This window comes from Paenibacillus brevis (assembly GCF_018919145.1).
Taxonomy (GTDB): domain Bacteria; phylum Bacillota; class Bacilli; order Paenibacillales; family Paenibacillaceae; genus Fontibacillus; species Fontibacillus brevis.
Genome location: NZ_JAHLQJ010000004.1, coordinates 101,500 through 117,284, shown reverse-complemented (window position 1 = coordinate 117,284; position 15,785 = coordinate 101,500). Strand labels below are relative to the sequence as shown.

The 15,785-nt window shown below is 50.6% G+C and carries 11 protein-coding genes; 5 read left to right on the top strand and 6 right to left on the bottom strand.

The genetic code is table 11. The annotated features are described in order from the left end of the window. The first annotated feature begins 220 nt into the window (after window positions 1-220). Window positions 221-3,256: a beta-galactosidase, LacZ type gene (lacZ, locus tag KQJ23_RS05870; RefSeq protein ID WP_216477756.1), complete on the top strand. Its 3,036-nt coding sequence runs from the start codon at window positions 221-223 to the stop codon at window positions 3,254-3,256. A 121-nt stretch (window positions 3,257-3,377) separates the two neighbouring features. On the opposite strand, the gene KQJ23_RS05865 is transcribed toward lacZ, so the two are convergent. Continuing rightward, entirely contained in the window at window positions 3,378-4,292 is a 915-nt protein-coding gene (locus tag KQJ23_RS05865; protein ID WP_216477755.1) for a phosphatidate cytidylyltransferase, read from the bottom strand. 138 nt (window positions 4,293-4,430) lie between these two features. Between KQJ23_RS05865 and KQJ23_RS05860 the strand changes: the two genes are divergently transcribed. Further along, window positions 4,431-4,973 carry a hypothetical protein gene (locus KQJ23_RS05860; protein WP_216477754.1) on the top strand — a complete coding sequence of 181 codons (543 nt, stop codon included), beginning with the start codon at window positions 4,431-4,433 and terminating at the stop codon, window positions 4,971-4,973. Window positions 4,974-5,139: 166 nt separating this feature from the next. On the opposite strand, the gene KQJ23_RS05855 is transcribed toward KQJ23_RS05860, so the two are convergent. From KQJ23_RS05855 to KQJ23_RS05845, 3 genes are all read right to left on the bottom strand, one after another. Continuing rightward, a complete protein-coding gene (locus KQJ23_RS05855; RefSeq protein ID WP_216477753.1) occupies window positions 5,140-6,651 on the bottom strand; it encodes an ABC transporter substrate-binding protein in 1,512 nt (503 codons plus the stop codon). 154 nt (window positions 6,652-6,805) lie between these two features. After that, window positions 6,806-7,690 (bottom strand): carbohydrate ABC transporter permease, encoded by an 885-nt coding sequence (locus KQJ23_RS05850; RefSeq protein WP_216477752.1) that lies wholly within the window; start codon window positions 7,688-7,690, stop codon window positions 6,806-6,808. A gap of 44 nt (window positions 7,691-7,734) precedes the next feature. Further along, window positions 7,735-8,715, bottom strand: coding sequence for an ABC transporter permease (locus tag KQJ23_RS05845; protein WP_216477751.1), 981 nt, complete (start codon window positions 8,713-8,715; stop codon window positions 7,735-7,737). 18 nt (window positions 8,716-8,733) lie between these two features. On the opposite strand from KQJ23_RS05845, the gene KQJ23_RS05840 reads away from it, so the two are divergent. Continuing rightward, window positions 8,734-8,949, top strand: coding sequence for a hypothetical protein (locus tag KQJ23_RS05840; RefSeq protein ID WP_216477750.1), 216 nt, complete (start codon window positions 8,734-8,736; stop codon window positions 8,947-8,949). Window positions 8,950-9,205: 256 nt separating this feature from the next. On the opposite strand, the gene KQJ23_RS05835 is transcribed toward KQJ23_RS05840, so the two are convergent. Then, the gene (locus tag KQJ23_RS05835) at window positions 9,206-11,431 is read right to left on the bottom strand and encodes a helix-turn-helix domain-containing protein (RefSeq protein WP_216477749.1); all 2,226 of its coding nucleotides are present in this window, start codon (window positions 11,429-11,431) and stop codon (window positions 9,206-9,208) included. A gap of 188 nt (window positions 11,432-11,619) precedes the next feature. Here KQJ23_RS05835 and KQJ23_RS05830 point away from each other — a divergent pair, with 188 nt between their 5' ends. Both KQJ23_RS05830 and KQJ23_RS05825 read left to right on the top strand, forming a co-directional pair. Then, a complete protein-coding gene (locus KQJ23_RS05830) occupies window positions 11,620-13,185 on the top strand; it encodes a glycoside hydrolase family 43 protein (RefSeq protein WP_216477748.1) in 1,566 nt (521 codons plus the stop codon). 19 nt (window positions 13,186-13,204) lie between these two features. Further along, entirely contained in the window at window positions 13,205-14,665 is a 1,461-nt protein-coding gene (locus KQJ23_RS05825; protein WP_249529532.1) for a glycoside hydrolase family 28 protein, read from the top strand. 35 nt (window positions 14,666-14,700) lie between these two features. On the opposite strand, the gene KQJ23_RS05820 is transcribed toward KQJ23_RS05825, so the two are convergent. Next, window positions 14,701-15,573, bottom strand: a complete 873-nt coding sequence (locus tag KQJ23_RS05820; protein WP_216477747.1) for a helix-turn-helix domain-containing protein — start codon at window positions 15,571-15,573, stop codon at window positions 14,701-14,703. Between the last annotated feature and the right edge of the window lie 212 nt (window positions 15,574-15,785).

Here is a 15,785-nt window from a genome sequence, read left to right as displayed (position 1 = left end):
TGCTTACGATCGCTGTTGTTCGCGGAATTCTCTGATTAAACTAAATTAGGATAAGGTAGAAATCCACTCACAAAGGCGAACGCTTACGCTTTATGCTTCCGAAGTAGCTTTCTTACAGAAAGCTTTTAACACTACACACTTATGCCCTTTCTACGTAGCATTTCGATTCAACTTATTTATTTAAGAAGAAAAATAGCATAACAAGGAAGGAGTCTCAGCAATGAATCCTATTGAACCAAGCCTGGACTGGCTAACAGATGTTCAAGTATTTGCGGTGAACCGCTTAGCGGCCCATTCGGATCATAAGTATTATGTAAGCGAAGAGGAGGCGGCCTCAGGCGAGATGAGCCAGCGGCGTTCGCTGAACGGAAGCTGGAGGTTCAATTACGCCCCAAGTCCGGCAAGCCGTCCGGTTGGCTTCCAGGCACCGAGCTTTGATTGCGGAGGCTGGGGTGAAATTACCGTACCTGGTCATATTCAGACGCAAGGCTTCGGACAAATGCAGTATGCGAATACGATGTATCCTTGGGACGGGCATCACGACCTGAGACCGCCGGCGATTCCGGAAAATGATAACCCGGTAGGCAGCTATATCAAACACTTTACGCTGCCTGCAGAATGGTCCGGGAGTCCATTGTTTATTTCCTTCCAAGGGGTGGAGTCTGCCTTTTATGTATGGCTGAACGGTCACCTTGTCGGATACAGTGAGGACAGCTTTACTCCGGCGGACTTTGAGTTGACGCCGTACTTGCAGGAAGGGGTCAACAAGCTGGCTGTCGAGGTCTATCAGCGAAGCACGGGCGCCTGGCTGGAGGATCAGGATTACTGGCGGTTCTCGGGGATTTTTCGTGAGGTGTATCTGTATACCCTACCGAAGCTGCATGTCAGAGATTTGCAGGTGCATGCTACTTTGGACGATACGTTCAAGGCAGGCAAGCTGGAGTTGGACCTGCGTCTAGAGAATGCCGCTACTGCCGAGGTTCGGGTTGCCGTTCGGGATGCCGCTGGCGAGATGGTTACGGAGCTTACAGCGGTATTCGGTTCGGATGGACAAGCGAAGCTGTCTGCCGGCTTGCCCGAAGTTCAGACATGGAGCGCAGAACGCCCGTATCTATATACGGCGGTGATATCGGTATATGATGAACAGGGTCGGTTAAGTGAAGTGATTCCTCAGCGAATTGGCTTCCGGCGATTCGAACTGGCGGACGGTGTCATGCGGCTGAACGGGCAGCGGATTATTTTCAAAGGCGTCAATCGTCATGAATTCAATTGCAGAACCGGCCGGGCGATTACCCGGGAGGATATGCTGTGGGATATTCGCACCATGAAGCAGAGTAATATCAATGCGGTACGCACCTCGCATTATCCGAATCAGAGCTTATGGTATGAGTTGTGTGATGAGTACGGACTGTATGTCATTGACGAGATGAATCTGGAGACCCACGGATCCTGGCAAAAGCTTGGAGCGGTTGAGCCGTCCTGGAATATTCCCGGAGACAAGCCGGAATGGCGGGAGATCGTCCTGGACCGTGCGGTTTCGATGCTGGAGCGGGACAAGAACCATCCTTCGATTCTGATCTGGTCCTGCGGGAATGAGTCTTATGCTGGAGAGGTGCTGCGGGATACGGCGAACTATTTCCGCGAGCGTGACCCGAGCCGGCTGGTCCATTATGAAGGGGTGTTCCACCGCAGGGCTTATGATGATATCAGCGACATGGAGAGCCGGATGTACGCCAAGCCCGCCGACATTGAAGAATACTTGAACAGCCATCCGAAGAAGCCCTACATCAGCTGTGAATATATGCATGCGATGGGCAATTCGGTGGGCGGGATGCACAAATACACGGAGCTGGAGCAAAAATACGAGCTGTATCAAGGCGGCTTCATCTGGGATTACATTGACCAGGCGGTGATTAAAAAGAATCGCTATGGGAAGGAATTTCTAGCCTTTGGCGGGGACTTTGACGATCGTCCAACCGATTACAATTTTTGTACGGATGGCATTGTTTATGCGGATCGAATGGTATCGCCGAAAATGCAGGAGGTTAAATACCTGTATCAGAATATTATGCTGATTCCGGACAGAAACGGCATCAAGATTCAGAACGAAAGCCGATTTACCGGATTGGAAGCATATTCGCTTCTTGTTACGTTACATCTGGAAGGAGAAGAGATATTCCGGACAACATTGCATCCGCAGGTTGCCCCGCTAAGTGAGCTGTATGTTCCGGTAGAGCTGCCGGAGTTCTCACAGCAATTGCCCGGGGAATATACGATCAATGCATCCCTGGTGCTTCGCGAAGCGGAGCTGTGGGCGGACGCCGGCCATGAAGCGGCATTCGGGCAATATGTTTTTACGGTTGAGCCTGTTGAACTTTCCGAAGCTCCAACTGGTCAACTCCGCGTTGTACAAGGGGATGTGAACATCGGCGTACATGGGGACGGATTCAGCATACTCTTCTCGAAAGGCATCGGCAGTCTTGTATCGCTTCGGTACGGCGGCCGTGAAATGATTGCGGCCCCGCCGGCACCGGTGTTCTGGCGAGCTACTACCGATAATGACCGGGGGATGGGGCAGGGCTTCCACGCAGGTGCCTGGCTGGCGGCGAGTCTGGCTCCCCGCTGCACCAAGGTATCGTTGGAACAGGCGAAGGGGCAAGTGACAGTTACCTTCCGTTATGCCTTGAACATTCATGCCGATGTCTCGGCAACCATAGCCTATACGGTGTACGGAGATGGCAATCTTGATGTCCTTTCCCGTTACGAGGGAACTGCAGGGCTTCCCGAACTGCCGATCTACGCGCTGTCCTTCAAGATTCCGGCTGAATACGAACGGCTGGATTGGTATGCCTATGGGCCGGAGGAGAACTATGCTGACCGTCGCCATGGTGCAAGATTGACCCAGTTTAAAGGAACGGTATCCGATAACGTGTCAGGCTATGTTGTGCCTCAGGAGTCAGGCAATCGCACCGGCGTTCGGCGTGTCTCTATCACCGATGCGCTGGGGCACGGACTTGAGATCTCCGCCTCGCCTTCGGCTCCGGTGGAGTGTAACATATCACCTTACACCGCCTTTGAACTGGAGAATGCGTACCATCATTACGAGTTGCCGGATATTCATTATACAGTGATCACGGTAGCAGGCAAGCAGTCGGGGGTAGGCGGTGATGATAGCTGGGGCGCCCCGGTGCATCCGGAGTATCGTATTCCTTCGGATCAAGCGTTGGAATTCAGGTTCAGAATCAGCCCGCTATAAGCTCAGGTTGAGCAGCCGCTGAATCTAAAGATGATATGGCAGGCTGTAATCCCTCTGACAGCGCCCCATTCGTGTCTGTATACCAGATACAAAATGGGGCGCTTCTTAGCATTCTTGCTCATTACATAAAATCAAAGTAGTAACGAATAACGTGAAAAAAGACAGGTGAAGTATAGGCCAGGCTATCCACCCGACTCAAGTAGCTTTTGTTCAATGCTTCAAATTTATCGTCAGCCCCGATCAACAAATCTCTTCTCAGAACGGAAACGGTCAAGCTGCCTAAATAACCGCTTAAGCTAATGAGCATACCGGATACGAGCCCGAAGGTTGGGGTAAGGGGAGTAAGGTAAGGGTAGATCAAATAAGACACGGCGGTTGTTATGATAAATGCACAAAGGAAGCCTTCCCAGGTCAAATAGGGATTAGCGGTAGGAACGACTTTGTGCTTGCCGAGAATAATCGAAGCCAGATGATGTACGACATCATTTAACTGCGTTAACACGACCAGGAAAAGTACAAGTCCCGCTCCGTATTGCGGCGTTGCAAATTGAAAGTAGGCTAAATGGCTGAGTCCGAACACCATGAGCATCAGTCCCCATTGGGTCGAGCTGACACTGCGCAGGAAGCCAACCGTCCCTTTGTTGATGATCCGCGGTAATGGCAGGAACAGGAACACATAGATGGGGATGAAAATAATAAACATGCCGTACCATTCGATATAAATCCAGTAGAATTGCACAGGGATCGACAGATAGGCCCATAGATATATTCGGCGGTCCGCTTTCCTTGACCGAATCATGGTGAAATACTCCTTCAAGGCAAAAAAGGTAAGCACCATAAGAGATAACAGGGACACTACAGGATTGAAAAGGGTAGCCAAACAAAATATGAAAAACATACCCCACCAGGTTTTGATACGTATGCTAATGGCAGAGTAGTCCTTGAGAGGTTTAACTTTTCCCAGCACATAATAAACCAGATGGATAACAGATAAAATAATAAATATCAGGAGTAATGTATAGTATGAGCTGTCCATTGCTAATCACCATCTTCTCGCAAGATAAGGATTCCATTGAAGGAAGTGTTCCCAAACGGCGGATTTTCAGCACCTCCAGAAGGGATCATATGTTATTATGAAGGAATAGTTCACACTTGATAAGGAGAAATTTCGTAAATGGCAGCAGATTGCTCGGTCTTTATCTTACTTACGAATACGGGAACGCTTTTTACAAAGATGATTAAGAGCTATACGAGGGCACCTTATAATCATGCCTCTATTTCTTTTAATCGGGAGCTTTCCGAGCTGTACAGCTTCGGGAGGAAGAAACCCGGCAATCCTCTAAACGGCGGATTTGTACGGGAAGACATCAAGACGGGCACCTTCAGCAAATATCCGAATACGACATGCGTTATTTACGAGCTTCAGGTGTCTGAACGCGAGGTTGAGAAAATGAAACGCGTCCTCCAGCTTTTTATAAAACAGCGCAATAAGTATTTGTATAACATTCTGGGCGTCATTGGTATTGCACTAAAGGAGCCGGTGGAATTCAGCAACTCCTATTTTTGCTCGCAATTTGTTGCAGAGATTCTGGAGCGTTCCGGCATCAAGCTGTGGAACAAGCTGCCTGCGCTGGTTACACCGAATGATTTTCGGCAAAGTGACCGGTTGCATTTGATTTACGAAGGTAAATTAAGCGATTATCATGCAGGATCCTGAGATTAGATTGCGCAAAAAAACGTCCTTTCTCAAATGGGGTGTGATAACCTCCATTTTGCAAGAAAGACAATTTTTGTTCCTACTTTTAGAGTTAACGAAAATGGGGCGTCCAGCAGTCAGTGTCTACTGACTTTCTGGCAGCCCCTTTTTTTTGCTGCTTTACGAACTAGTTATGCTTTGCATACCATTCCGAGTATTGCTTTTGATATTCGGCGATATATTTATCCAGGCCTGCCGCTTTTAACTTTTCCAGCGCTTTCGGATAGACTTCATCGTAATCGACGAACCCGCTGCCGATCGGTGCTAGGTATTCCGTGAACACACCGTTCAGCTTGGTTTCTTCATTCTTGACAGGGGTATTGTCGAAGTTGAAGCCAGCCCCTTTGGAAATGATTGCTCCGTCATCCCATGCTTTATATTCGGCAATGAAATCTTCCGGTACAGAATTATCGAAGCGAATGAAGTTTTTGTTCATCAACAGCCAGTCAGGAATCAGCGCATCATTATTGATTTTCGTCAAACGGCCATTTTCATCCAGTGTATAGTCGGTTCCTTCGATACCATAGGCGAACAGGTCATACAGCTCCTGATTCTTTTGCAGCAGGTTGAAGAACATGACGTAACGCTCAGGATCCTTCGCTGCGGAGGATACGAAGAAAGCGGTGCTGTAAGTGCCGCGGCTGATTTTTGGACGGCCTGTGCCCAGGAAATAGTTGGCCAGCTTAGCCTCGGGTACTGCTTGTGAAATGGTTGCGGCTCCTTCAAAAGGACGTGCCGCTGTCCCTGCCCAGAAAATTGCCTTGCCGGAGTTCCAATCGGATTGAAGCTGCGGCGTATTGGTCGCAGCATATTTAGGAATGATGCCTTTTTGATACCAGCCGTGCATTAACCCGGCGTATTTCTTGAAATCTTCGGATTCGAACCAGCTGATAATTTGATCGTCCTCTGCAGACTCGTCCAGCGCAATGAATTCATTTTGCCAGTAGAGGTTTTTATCCGTATAGTCGTAAAGCAGCATGCGGCGCGCATCGGTACTGGCGTATCCGATCAATTCCGGATGAATCGCATGAACCTTGTCATAGAATTCTTCCAGTTCTGCCAGTGAGGACACACTTGTCATTCCGACCTCTTCCAGCAAGTCCTGGCGAACGAGCACACTGTAGAACTCTGCGGAATTCGGCTTGTTGCCGACCGGAATCGCATATTGCTTGCCACCCAACTGGAAAGCGGTGAAGGAAGCTTCATCCACGTTCGCGCTTAAGTCCGGAGCGGTGTCCAGATAAGGGGTAAGGTCGGCATATACCCCCTTGGCAACTGACTTCACCATGTAATTAATGTCCGTATAAGTAGCAAAGTCCTCGCCGGTAGACAGCATCAAGTCGGTCTTGCCGCCGGCATATTCACTCCATGGAAGGAACTGAAATTCAACCTCAGCGTTAATCTCCTGCTTGATCACATCGTAAAATTCGGTCTTTGCCAGTTCCTTCATTCGATTGGTCTCGTCGCCATAGAGCACGATTGTTAATTTGGCGGGAGCCAGGCTGCCGGCACTCTCGCTTGCGCTCTCTTCCTTGCTGCCTGCATTCGTGTTAGCGCTTCCGTTATTGCCCGAGGAACAAGCGCTTAACAGAAATGCGAATGTCAGGAACAAGCTTAACCAGACTCTGTTCTTTTTCATCTTAAACCCTCCTGGAATATATTCAGCCTTACGGCTTATATTGCAAAGGCAGGCGATTCCTCATGTTCTGTATGGTACTATGGTACACCAAAACACCACAATGAGCCGGAAGAATCTCTGCCTGAAGCAATCTTGCAAATAGTCTGGGCGGAAATCAGCCCTTGACCGAGCCTACGACAATGCCTCTGACAAAGAAGCGTTGAAGAAACGGATACAGAATCGCAATGGGCAGAACCGTCAGACAAGTCATGGCCATCTTGGCGGTCTCCAACGGCGGAGCAATGATCGCGCCGCTCACCTGTGCCGCATTGCCGGAAGCCAGAAATTGAATGTTAGCCATCATGTTGTACATCATGTATTGAATCGTGTAGAGCTCCTGATTGGATACAAGCATGAGCGGCAGGTAAAAGTCATTCCAGAACTGCAGCGCATAGAACAAGGAGATGGTAACGAGCCCGACTCTTCCCAATGGAATCATCATGCTGAAGAAAATCCGCATATGGCCTGCCCCGTCGATCTCTGCCGATTCCACGATTTCATGCGGAATACTGCGGAAATAATTGGTCATCAGGAACATTAGAAACACATTCAGCAGATAGGGAACGAACAGCCCGATCAGCGTGTTATTCAAGTGATAGTACTTGGTGCTTAGCAAGTACCAGGGCAGCGTGCCTCCGCTGAACAACATCGTAAAATAAGCGAAGAAGGCGAGCACATTTTTGAAACGGAAGCCTTTAACCGATACGACATAGGCGTAAGCCGTGGTCACCAGCACCGCTGAGACTGTGCCGAGTGCCGTTACAAGCAAGGACACGGAATAGGCCCTGATAATCTGCTCTGCCTTTGAACCGAATAGAAACTGATAGGTTTCAAGTGAAAATCCCCGGGGCAGGAAGGAGTAGCCTTCGGCAGCGATTCTGGCCTCCGTCGATAAGGAGCCGGATACAGCCAGCACAAACGGGATCAGGCAAATGATCGAGAAGACCGCAATAAAGCAATAAAAGAAGATCATGAGCCCTTTGCTTTCTGTGGTTGCCATTTTGATACCTCCTTAAAGTGGTGAGCGTACATCTGACGTAATATCTAGAAGAGCTTGCTGTCCTTGTCGTACCAGCCGGCCAGTTTATTAGCCACCAGCACCAGGATGAAGCCAAAGACGGATTGATAGAGCGTGATTGCCGAAGCAAAACCGAACTCGCCGGAACGAATGGCCGTGCGGTAGACATACACATCGATAATGTCGGTTGTTGGCAGCAGCAGCGGATTCAGGAAGGTTACCCCCATGATCATGCTGAGATCTCCTTTGAGCATGCCGCCGATGCTCAGCAGCGTCATTAGAATAATGGAAGGGATCAGCATAGGCAGCGTAATTCGGGTAATAAGCTGCCACCTGGAGGCGCCGTCGATCCGTCCGGCTTCATAATAGGAAGTATCAATGCCTTGGAGCACGGCGTAGTAGATGATGGCGCCATAGCCTGCGCTTTTCCAGATATTCGCCAGCACCAATATGATGACGAACAGCCAAGGGCTGGAGTACCATTCGACTTCAGGGATGCCAATGGCTAGGAACAGCTGGTTCAGAATCCCTTTGTCGTAATCGAGCAAGGAGAAGAGAATTGCCCCGATAATAATCCAGGAAATAAAGTAAGGGAAGAACATGACGCTTTGCGTTATTTTAATGAACCACTTGCTGCGCAGCTCATTCAAAATAATAGCGATAGCGACCGAGAAGAACGTACCGGTCAGCATATACAATGCATTCAGCATCACGGTATTGCGGGTGGCTCTGAAAGCTTCCTCCATACTGGAGAAGAAGAATTCGAAATTGGAGAATCCCGCCCAGGGGCTGCCGAAAATGCCATCGTTAAAGTTGTAATTTTTGAAAACCAGGATCAGGCCGCTCATCGGCAGGTACGCGAAAAGAATCAGAACGATGATACCCGGGAGAGCGAGCAGATAAAGCGAGCCGTCCTTCCGAAGGGCTTTACGGAAGCTTTTGGGTTTCGGGGTTCGGGTCTTCGGGACATTCCGTCCGGGTGCCTCCGGTAAGGTCTCTTGCATCATGACCGGTTCAACTCCTTTATGTTAGCGTTATCAGTTAGCGGCGTTCTGGCGATCGGGCGAACGCTTTATATGGCAGAGCATAAATCAGAGCCTAATGAAAGCGCTATCAAAATAATCGAAAAAAGATTAAAAAAAGTCGATTTTCAGGGCTTAAAAAACCTAAAAAAGCTTTGTTTTTTTGTTGTATCGGCTCGAATGCCCGTGAAAAAAGGGATTATCTTTAGCCTGCCATAAGGCAGAAGGCTTCAGATATCCCTTTTAAGAGGTTGTTCAAAAAATCATCTTTTGATCACGAGGAGTTTCAGGAGGTTGATTCGACATCGAATCTAGCGTTCACCCTCGAAGTCCAAGCGGATGCTTACGAGGCCATGCTTCCTTTGGAAGCATTTCGCTCTTGTAGGTTTTGCCTACACTCCGTTCCTCTTTCTTCAGGTTCTCGCAACCCTCTCGGTGCTGAAAAGCTGATTTTTTGAACTCCTATTTTTAGAAATCATCTTGACTGCAAAATATGATTCATTCTCCATTTGGAGGGGGTAACCCCATAGCGCTTCTTGAATTGGGTGGTGAAATAGGTGCTGCTGCCATAACCGACCCGTGTGGCAATCTCTCGAATGTCCAGCTCCAGGTTCGTGACCAGCAGCGATTTGGCTTGTTCCAGACGAAGCTGGTTGATGAAATCCGGGAAGCTGCTGCCGACTTCCTCTGCAATCAGCTTACTGAGATACGCGGGACTGATTGACAGCTTATCGGCCAACACGTTAAGCGAAATGCCGGGATCATGATATTGCTCCCTGATATAATGAACAGCTTCTGCGGCAAGGCTCCTGGTCCGTACGGCGGTTATGTTGGCCAAGCGTTCAAGGGCGGCGAAGCAGCACTCCTCCAGCCAGTTCTTTAGCTTGTCATAGCTCTGAATCTGCCAGACCTGCCGGTAATAATCCCAGAACTCGGCGTGCCAGGCATCTGCCCCCGCCACGGCGGTGCGGCTTAATTCGAAGGCAAGCCTGGATAGAGCGGTTGTGGCGGACTCGGCACGATAGCTGCAGGCCACGGCAAGCAGCCGCTCGACCGCTTGAGGGATCCGGTCTGTCTGATCCGGGTGCCGGACGGCTTGAAGCACAGGCTCAAGGGTGCTGTCCGGCATCGGGCTGCTGTTCAAGTGAATAATGTCGTCTCCAAATATAATATTTTGCTGTTGATGAAACTTGATGTATTGCAAACAGTCGGCAGCCTCGCTGTACTTCGGTCTTAGGAGGCCAACATCGCTCGTAAGACCGCTGATCCCCAGCGCATGACTGGCACCGGCTTCGGACAACCACGCGGCAAGCTTTTCCCATTTCTCCCGGTAGAGCGCGTAGTCTCCCAGGCTTCCGGCAGTTGCCTCACTGAGAATAATCACGGCGCCTCCTTGATGCGGACGGAAGGACTGAATCGATCCGCGGCCCGAGAAGGCTGTGTCAATTCCCGTGATGATCTCCTCGACGATTGCGGCGGGGCTTTCATCCGGATTAGGTTGTGCGGCGGCGAGCACACAGACGCAGTAAGACCCTCCGGAGGCACAGATGTTCATTATAGGCGTCTCGGCATGATTAGCATCACTGTGCGGAGAGAGCAACCAGCGCATCAAGGCGCTGTCATCGCTTTCTTTTTTGAGCTGCTTTAATTTGGCTCCGATCATTTCCAGCTCCAGGTCTGCTGCATCCAGATCATTACCGAATCTTAGGGCCTCTTGATTGCCGGAGATATGAAAGATATTTCCGAACAACCGCCTGATCGGCTGATAAATCCTCCGGGAGACAAGATTAGCGCTTACCGATACAGCAGCAATGAGGAACAGACATAGCAAGACAAGGATATTGCGGAGCCTTGAAATATCACGGACGCTGTCCTGATAGGACGTCTCCGATAAGAACCACAGCTTGTCCCGCGGAGAATAGATGAAGGTAATCAATCGCGGCTCTTCAGCACCTTTATAGACAAAGGAACCCCGCTCGGAAGGAGAGGCAACGACACGGCTCAGCATTTCAGCATCCAGGGGAGTACCGGGAAGCGTGCTGTGCATAAGCACACCGCCTTGCTCGTCAAGGATGGCATAACGGGTGGATTCCTCGGTTTTTTGCGAAAAAAGGTTCTTCTGCAGCTTGCCGAGATTAACGGTCAGCGCAACGCCTCCATAATACTCACTATGTGCGAACGCCATGTCATTATAGAAGACGATCATCAGGGTCATGGGGGTTCCGTCGTTCAGAACAGCCTTCCATAGAAAGGGAGAGTCAACGAGCTGACTGCCCTTTACCAATTCAAACAGCTCCTGCTTGGATTCAGCGCTAAGCGGCATATTTTCAAACATCGCAACAGGCTTATCCACACCAAAAATATAGGCATTCTCCAGATATTGATTGACGACCAGGGCACCTCGCACTTGGCTCAGGGCATTGTACAGCTGATCGCTCCATTCCGTGTCCCCGCTCATCATCAGCGAGTTGATATTCGGGTTCGCGTAGAAGTCCATCGTGTAGTTCTGGACGATTTCTTTATAGTTCATAAAAACGGTTTCCGTATTCAGCAGCACATTTTGGTTTGCCTTGTTGACATTGGCGATAGAAATATTCCTGTACAGGTAGAAGATCACGGTGGCCAGAATGAGAATACAGCAAACAGAAATGAGGGTGAAGCTGACAAAGAGGCGGGCATAGAGCGTCCTTCTTTTTCCCAAGATGATTTCCCCTTTCTTCCTCCATTTTAGAGGGGAAGGTGTTAAGTTGACAAGCACTGAATTCGTTCGTTATAGCATGAAAGTATAAAAATATCTAATTATGACACGCAACAATCAAGAAAATTAAATTTGGTTGTACTATAATTGTTTATGCTTACAATTCATTTATGTGAAGGGGGTCTTTTACCTTGAGAACATTCCGCAATCCGGTACTGCCAGGATTTTACCCCGACCCTTCGGCGATCCGAGTCGGCGAGGATTACTACCTGGTAACTTCAAGCTTTGAATTTTTCCCTGGTGTTCCGATTTTCCACAGCAAGGATCTGGTAAATTGGAATCAGCTCGGCCATGTGCTGAATCGTCCGTCCCAACTCAACCTGGAAGACATTATTCCATCCAGAGGAATCTGGGCACCAACCTTGCGGTATCACGAGGGTGTATTTTATATGATCACGACGTTCGTCGATAATGACAAGGAGCAGCACAACTTCTACGTCACTGCAACAGATCCTGCCGGAGAATGGTCTGATCCCGTATGGCTGGAGGATGCTCCGGGAATTGATCCTTCCCTGTTCTTTGACGATGACGGAAAAGTGTACTACACGGGCAACCGCGTTCCTCCTGAAGGTCAAGATTACCCGAAGCATATGGATATTTGGCTGCAGGAGATCGATTTAAAGTCGGGGGGGCTGGTTGGACCCAAGCACAGTATTTGGCAGGGAGCTCTTAAAGTGGGCCATGCCCAGGAAGGACCGCATATCTATAAAATCGGAGGCTGGTACTATGTGCTGATTGCCGAGGGCGGCACCGGCCATACCCATGCGGTTACGATTGCCAGAAGCCGTAGCGTGCTTGGCCCTTATGAGGGGAACAAAGCAAACCCGATCCTGACTCATCGTCATCTGGGAAGAAGCTATCCGATCGTCAACGTCGGTCATGCCGAGCTTGTGGAGACCCAGCATGGGGATTGGTGGATGTTCTGTCTGGCCTCCCGGACCTGTGGAGGATACTACCGCAACCTGGGAAGAGAAACCTTCCTGACACCAGTTAGCTGGGAAAATGAATGGCCTGTTGTAAACCCGGGAAAAGGTGTGGTTGAATTTGAAACGGCAGCACCTGACTTGCCGGAGCAAAAATGGCCTCAGTCTCCGGCGCGTGATGATTTCACAGACGGCGAGCTTGCGCTGATATGGAACTTCCTGCGGACCCCGCGCGGCGAGTTCTGGAGTCTGTCCAGCCGTCCGGGCTATCTGCGGCTTCAGCTTAAGCCGGAGCGTCTGTCGGATCTGGCAAACCCTTCATTCGTGGGGCGCAGGCAGCAGCATCTGAGCTTTCGGGCAGCAGCGGATATGACGTTTGGTCCCCAGGCTGAGGGCGAGGTTGCCGGGCTGGTCCTGCTGCAAAATGAGAACTATCATTTCCGGTATGAGCTGGGCCTGGAGGCAGGAAAGCCGGCGCTTCGCCTGATCGAACGCCGCAATGGCCAGGAGAAGGAGTTCGCCTCCGTACCTTATAACTCAGAAAGGGTACAGCTAAAGGTCGAAGCGCGAGGACAGAATTATAGCTTCTATTACCGGGCAGATGAGAGAGATAAATGGAACCTGCTGCTTGGCGGAGCTAACGGAACGGTGCTCAGCACGGATTTGGCCGGCGGATTTACTGGAGCGTATATGGGCATGTATGCCAGCTCTCAGGGATCAGAAAGCACGAGCTATGCCGATTTTGATTGGTTTAGCTATGAGGAGCTCAACTAAGCAAGGGAGGAATGCTACCATGATGAACGATATTCAGGGCCAGGCATATCCATTGCCCGAGTTGCCTTCCATTCCTGAGCGTACATTTTATGTAACCGATTATGGAGCGAACGGGGACGGACTGTCACTCTGTACCGCTGCTATTCAGGCAGCATTGGACGACTGCGCCGCATCGGGAGGAGGCAAGGTAGTCATCCCCCGGGGGATTTGGCTGACAGGACCGCTTACACTCCATAGCCGGCTCAATCTTTGCGTGGAACGAGGAGCCTTGGTGCGGTTTGCCTCCGATTTCACGCTGTATCCCCTTGTGCTGTCTCACTATGAGGGCAACTCCGGATGGCGCTGCCAGGCGCCTTTGGATGGCAACGGACTAAGTGATGTGGCGATTACAGGTCAAGGGATCATCGATGGAGGAGGCGAGGGGTGGAGACCGGTTAAGCGCTTCAAGATGACGGAGCTGCAATGGGATCGGCTGACCGCTTCCGGAGGAGAGCTGGATACACAGGGCGAGATCTGGTGGCCTTCCCGAGCCGCACTGGAGGGGGAAGGCATCTTCAGAAAGCTGCAGGAGGAAGGGGAGACAAGCCGGGAAGCTTATATGGCTTCCCGAGCCTACCTCCGTCCGGTATTGCTGAGCTTGCGAGGCTGCCGGAGAGTGTTGCTGGAAGGGCCGACCTTTCAGAATTCTCCGGCCTGGTGCCTGCATCCCCGGGGCTGCGAGCAAATTACCGTTCGCAATATCCGGGTGCGGAATCCGTGGTACTCGCAGAATGGAGACGGCCTTGATCTGGAATCCTGCTCCCATGCTCTCGTCGAGCATTGCAGCTTCGATGTAGGGGATGATGCCATTTGCTTGAAATCAGGCAAGGACGAAGAAGGGCGCAGGGCGGGTATACCCAGTCAGTACATTACCATTCGCCATTGCACGGTCTATCATGGTCATGGCGGCGTGGTCATCGGCAGCGAGATGTCCGGAGGCGTTCGGGCGGTCAGGGTGAATCATTGTACATTTATCGGCACCGATATCGGACTGCGTTTTAAAAGTGTTAGGGGGAGAGGCGGCGTCGTCGAGGATATCGTAATGGAGAATATTCTGATGAGCGGTATTGTGTATGAGGCCGTATCCTTCCATCTGTTCTATGAAGGGGTTGAAGGCTCTGAGGGATACATGGAGGAGCCGGTTCCGGTGACCGAGGAAACCCCGGTATTCCGGAATATCCGGCTGAGCAATGTGATCTGCCGCGGAGCGGATACCGCACTGCTCGTCAATGGTCTGCCGGAGATGCCGCTGACCGACCTCGGCATCACTAATTTCCGCGCAATGAGCCGGCGGGGCATTGTTTTGCGCAATGCCGACCGTTTGTTGCTGGATGGGATTGTCCTGCACACGGAAGAGCAGGTACAGCCCAAGGTTGCGGCGCACCGATGCGTCGATGTGAAGCTGATCCGGTCCGGCGGACTTTCGGTAACGACGGTATAGGGTGCGTTATGGCAGTAGGAGAGGAGGCCGGACTTTTATTTTTCAGTACGGGACGGAGCTCTTTGTGACCGGGCTTCTTTCCGATACTGAAGCGGAGTAAGTCCGGTCACTCTTTTAAAGGTTTTATTAAAATGAGATAAATGCTCGAATCCGATTGCCGGAGCAATTTCTTGGATCTTGACTGTGGACTCGGCAAGCAGCCGCTCCGCTTCCTTGACGCGAAGATGAACGATATACTCGCGAAAATGAAAGCCCGTGAACCGATAAAAGACCCGGCTTAAATACGAAGGACTAATGAAAAAGTGCCTGGCCGTTTCTTCGATGGTCAGTGCTTCATTGTAATGAGTGCGAATAAAGGTAGCCACATCCGTCACAAGCTCATGCAGGGGATGCTTGCGCTCTCCAGCCTGGGGAGGAGGACTTGAGCGCTGCAGCAAAATCAACAGCTCGGTCAGCAAAGCGATGACAGAGCTTTCGTAGTAAGGCTTCCCGAGCCGACATTCCTCCAGCATCCGGCCCAGGAGGCTTTGCGCATCGTTCTGTTCACGCAAGCTCAGTCTGAACAGACGGTATCTCCGCCCATAAAACCAGGCGGATTCATCGCGGAGCGCATGGGGAAGCAGTTCAGGATCAAAGTGGATCAGAATCCGCTCGAATTCGGCGATCTCGGAGCTGGCGGTAGAGTGAAGCTCCCCTCCGGGAATCAGAATAAGCTCACCCTTATGGACGGTAACGACTCGATTATCCACAAAATAGACGCGTTCGCCTTCCGATAAATAATAAAGCTCAGTCCATGGATGGCTATGAGGACGCGGCATGGCGGTAACGCCTTTGCGCATCATATGCTGAATGCTGTAGCGTCCCTGTTCGATTTGATATTTGGGGTTGGGACCGGTTACTTTGGTCATTGTGAGCTGCCTCTTTTCTTTGAACAACCTCTTATAATGCGTGTTCAAAAAGTCAGCTTTTCAGCACCGAGAAGGTTGCGAGAACCCGAAGAAGGAGGAACGGAGTGTAGGCAGAACCTACATGAGCGAAATGCTTCCAAAGGAAGCATGCCTCGTAAGCATCCGCTTGCACTTCGAGGGTGAACGTAAGATTCGATGTCGAATCAACCCCT

What these genes read in the sequence shown, in the direction of transcription:
- KQJ23_RS05860 (WP_216477754.1), top strand. Translation starts at nt 4,431, where the DNA reads ATGGCAGCAGATTGCTCGGTCTTTATCTTACTTACGAATACGGGAACG.
- KQJ23_RS05855 (WP_216477753.1), bottom strand. Translation starts at nt 6,651, where the DNA reads ATGAAAAAGAACAGAGTCTGGTTAAGCTTGTTCCTGACATTCGCATTT.
- KQJ23_RS05820 (WP_216477747.1), bottom strand. Translation starts at nt 15,573, where the DNA reads ATGACCAAAGTAACCGGTCCCAACCCCAAATATCAAATCGAACAGGGA.
- KQJ23_RS05845 (WP_216477751.1), bottom strand. Translation starts at nt 8,715, where the DNA reads ATGATGCAAGAGACCTTACCGGAGGCACCCGGACGGAATGTCCCGAAG.
- lacZ (WP_216477756.1), top strand. Translation starts at nt 221, where the DNA reads ATGAATCCTATTGAACCAAGCCTGGACTGGCTAACAGATGTTCAAGTA.
- KQJ23_RS05850 (WP_216477752.1), bottom strand. Translation starts at nt 7,690, where the DNA reads ATGGCAACCACAGAAAGCAAAGGGCTCATGATCTTCTTTTATTGCTTT.
- KQJ23_RS05840 (WP_216477750.1), top strand. Translation starts at nt 8,734, where the DNA reads ATGTTAGCGTTATCAGTTAGCGGCGTTCTGGCGATCGGGCGAACGCTT.
- KQJ23_RS05825 (WP_249529532.1), top strand. Translation starts at nt 13,205, where the DNA reads ATGATGAACGATATTCAGGGCCAGGCATATCCATTGCCCGAGTTGCCT.
- KQJ23_RS05865 (WP_216477755.1), bottom strand. Translation starts at nt 4,292, where the DNA reads ATGGACAGCTCATACTATACATTACTCCTGATATTTATTATTTTATCT.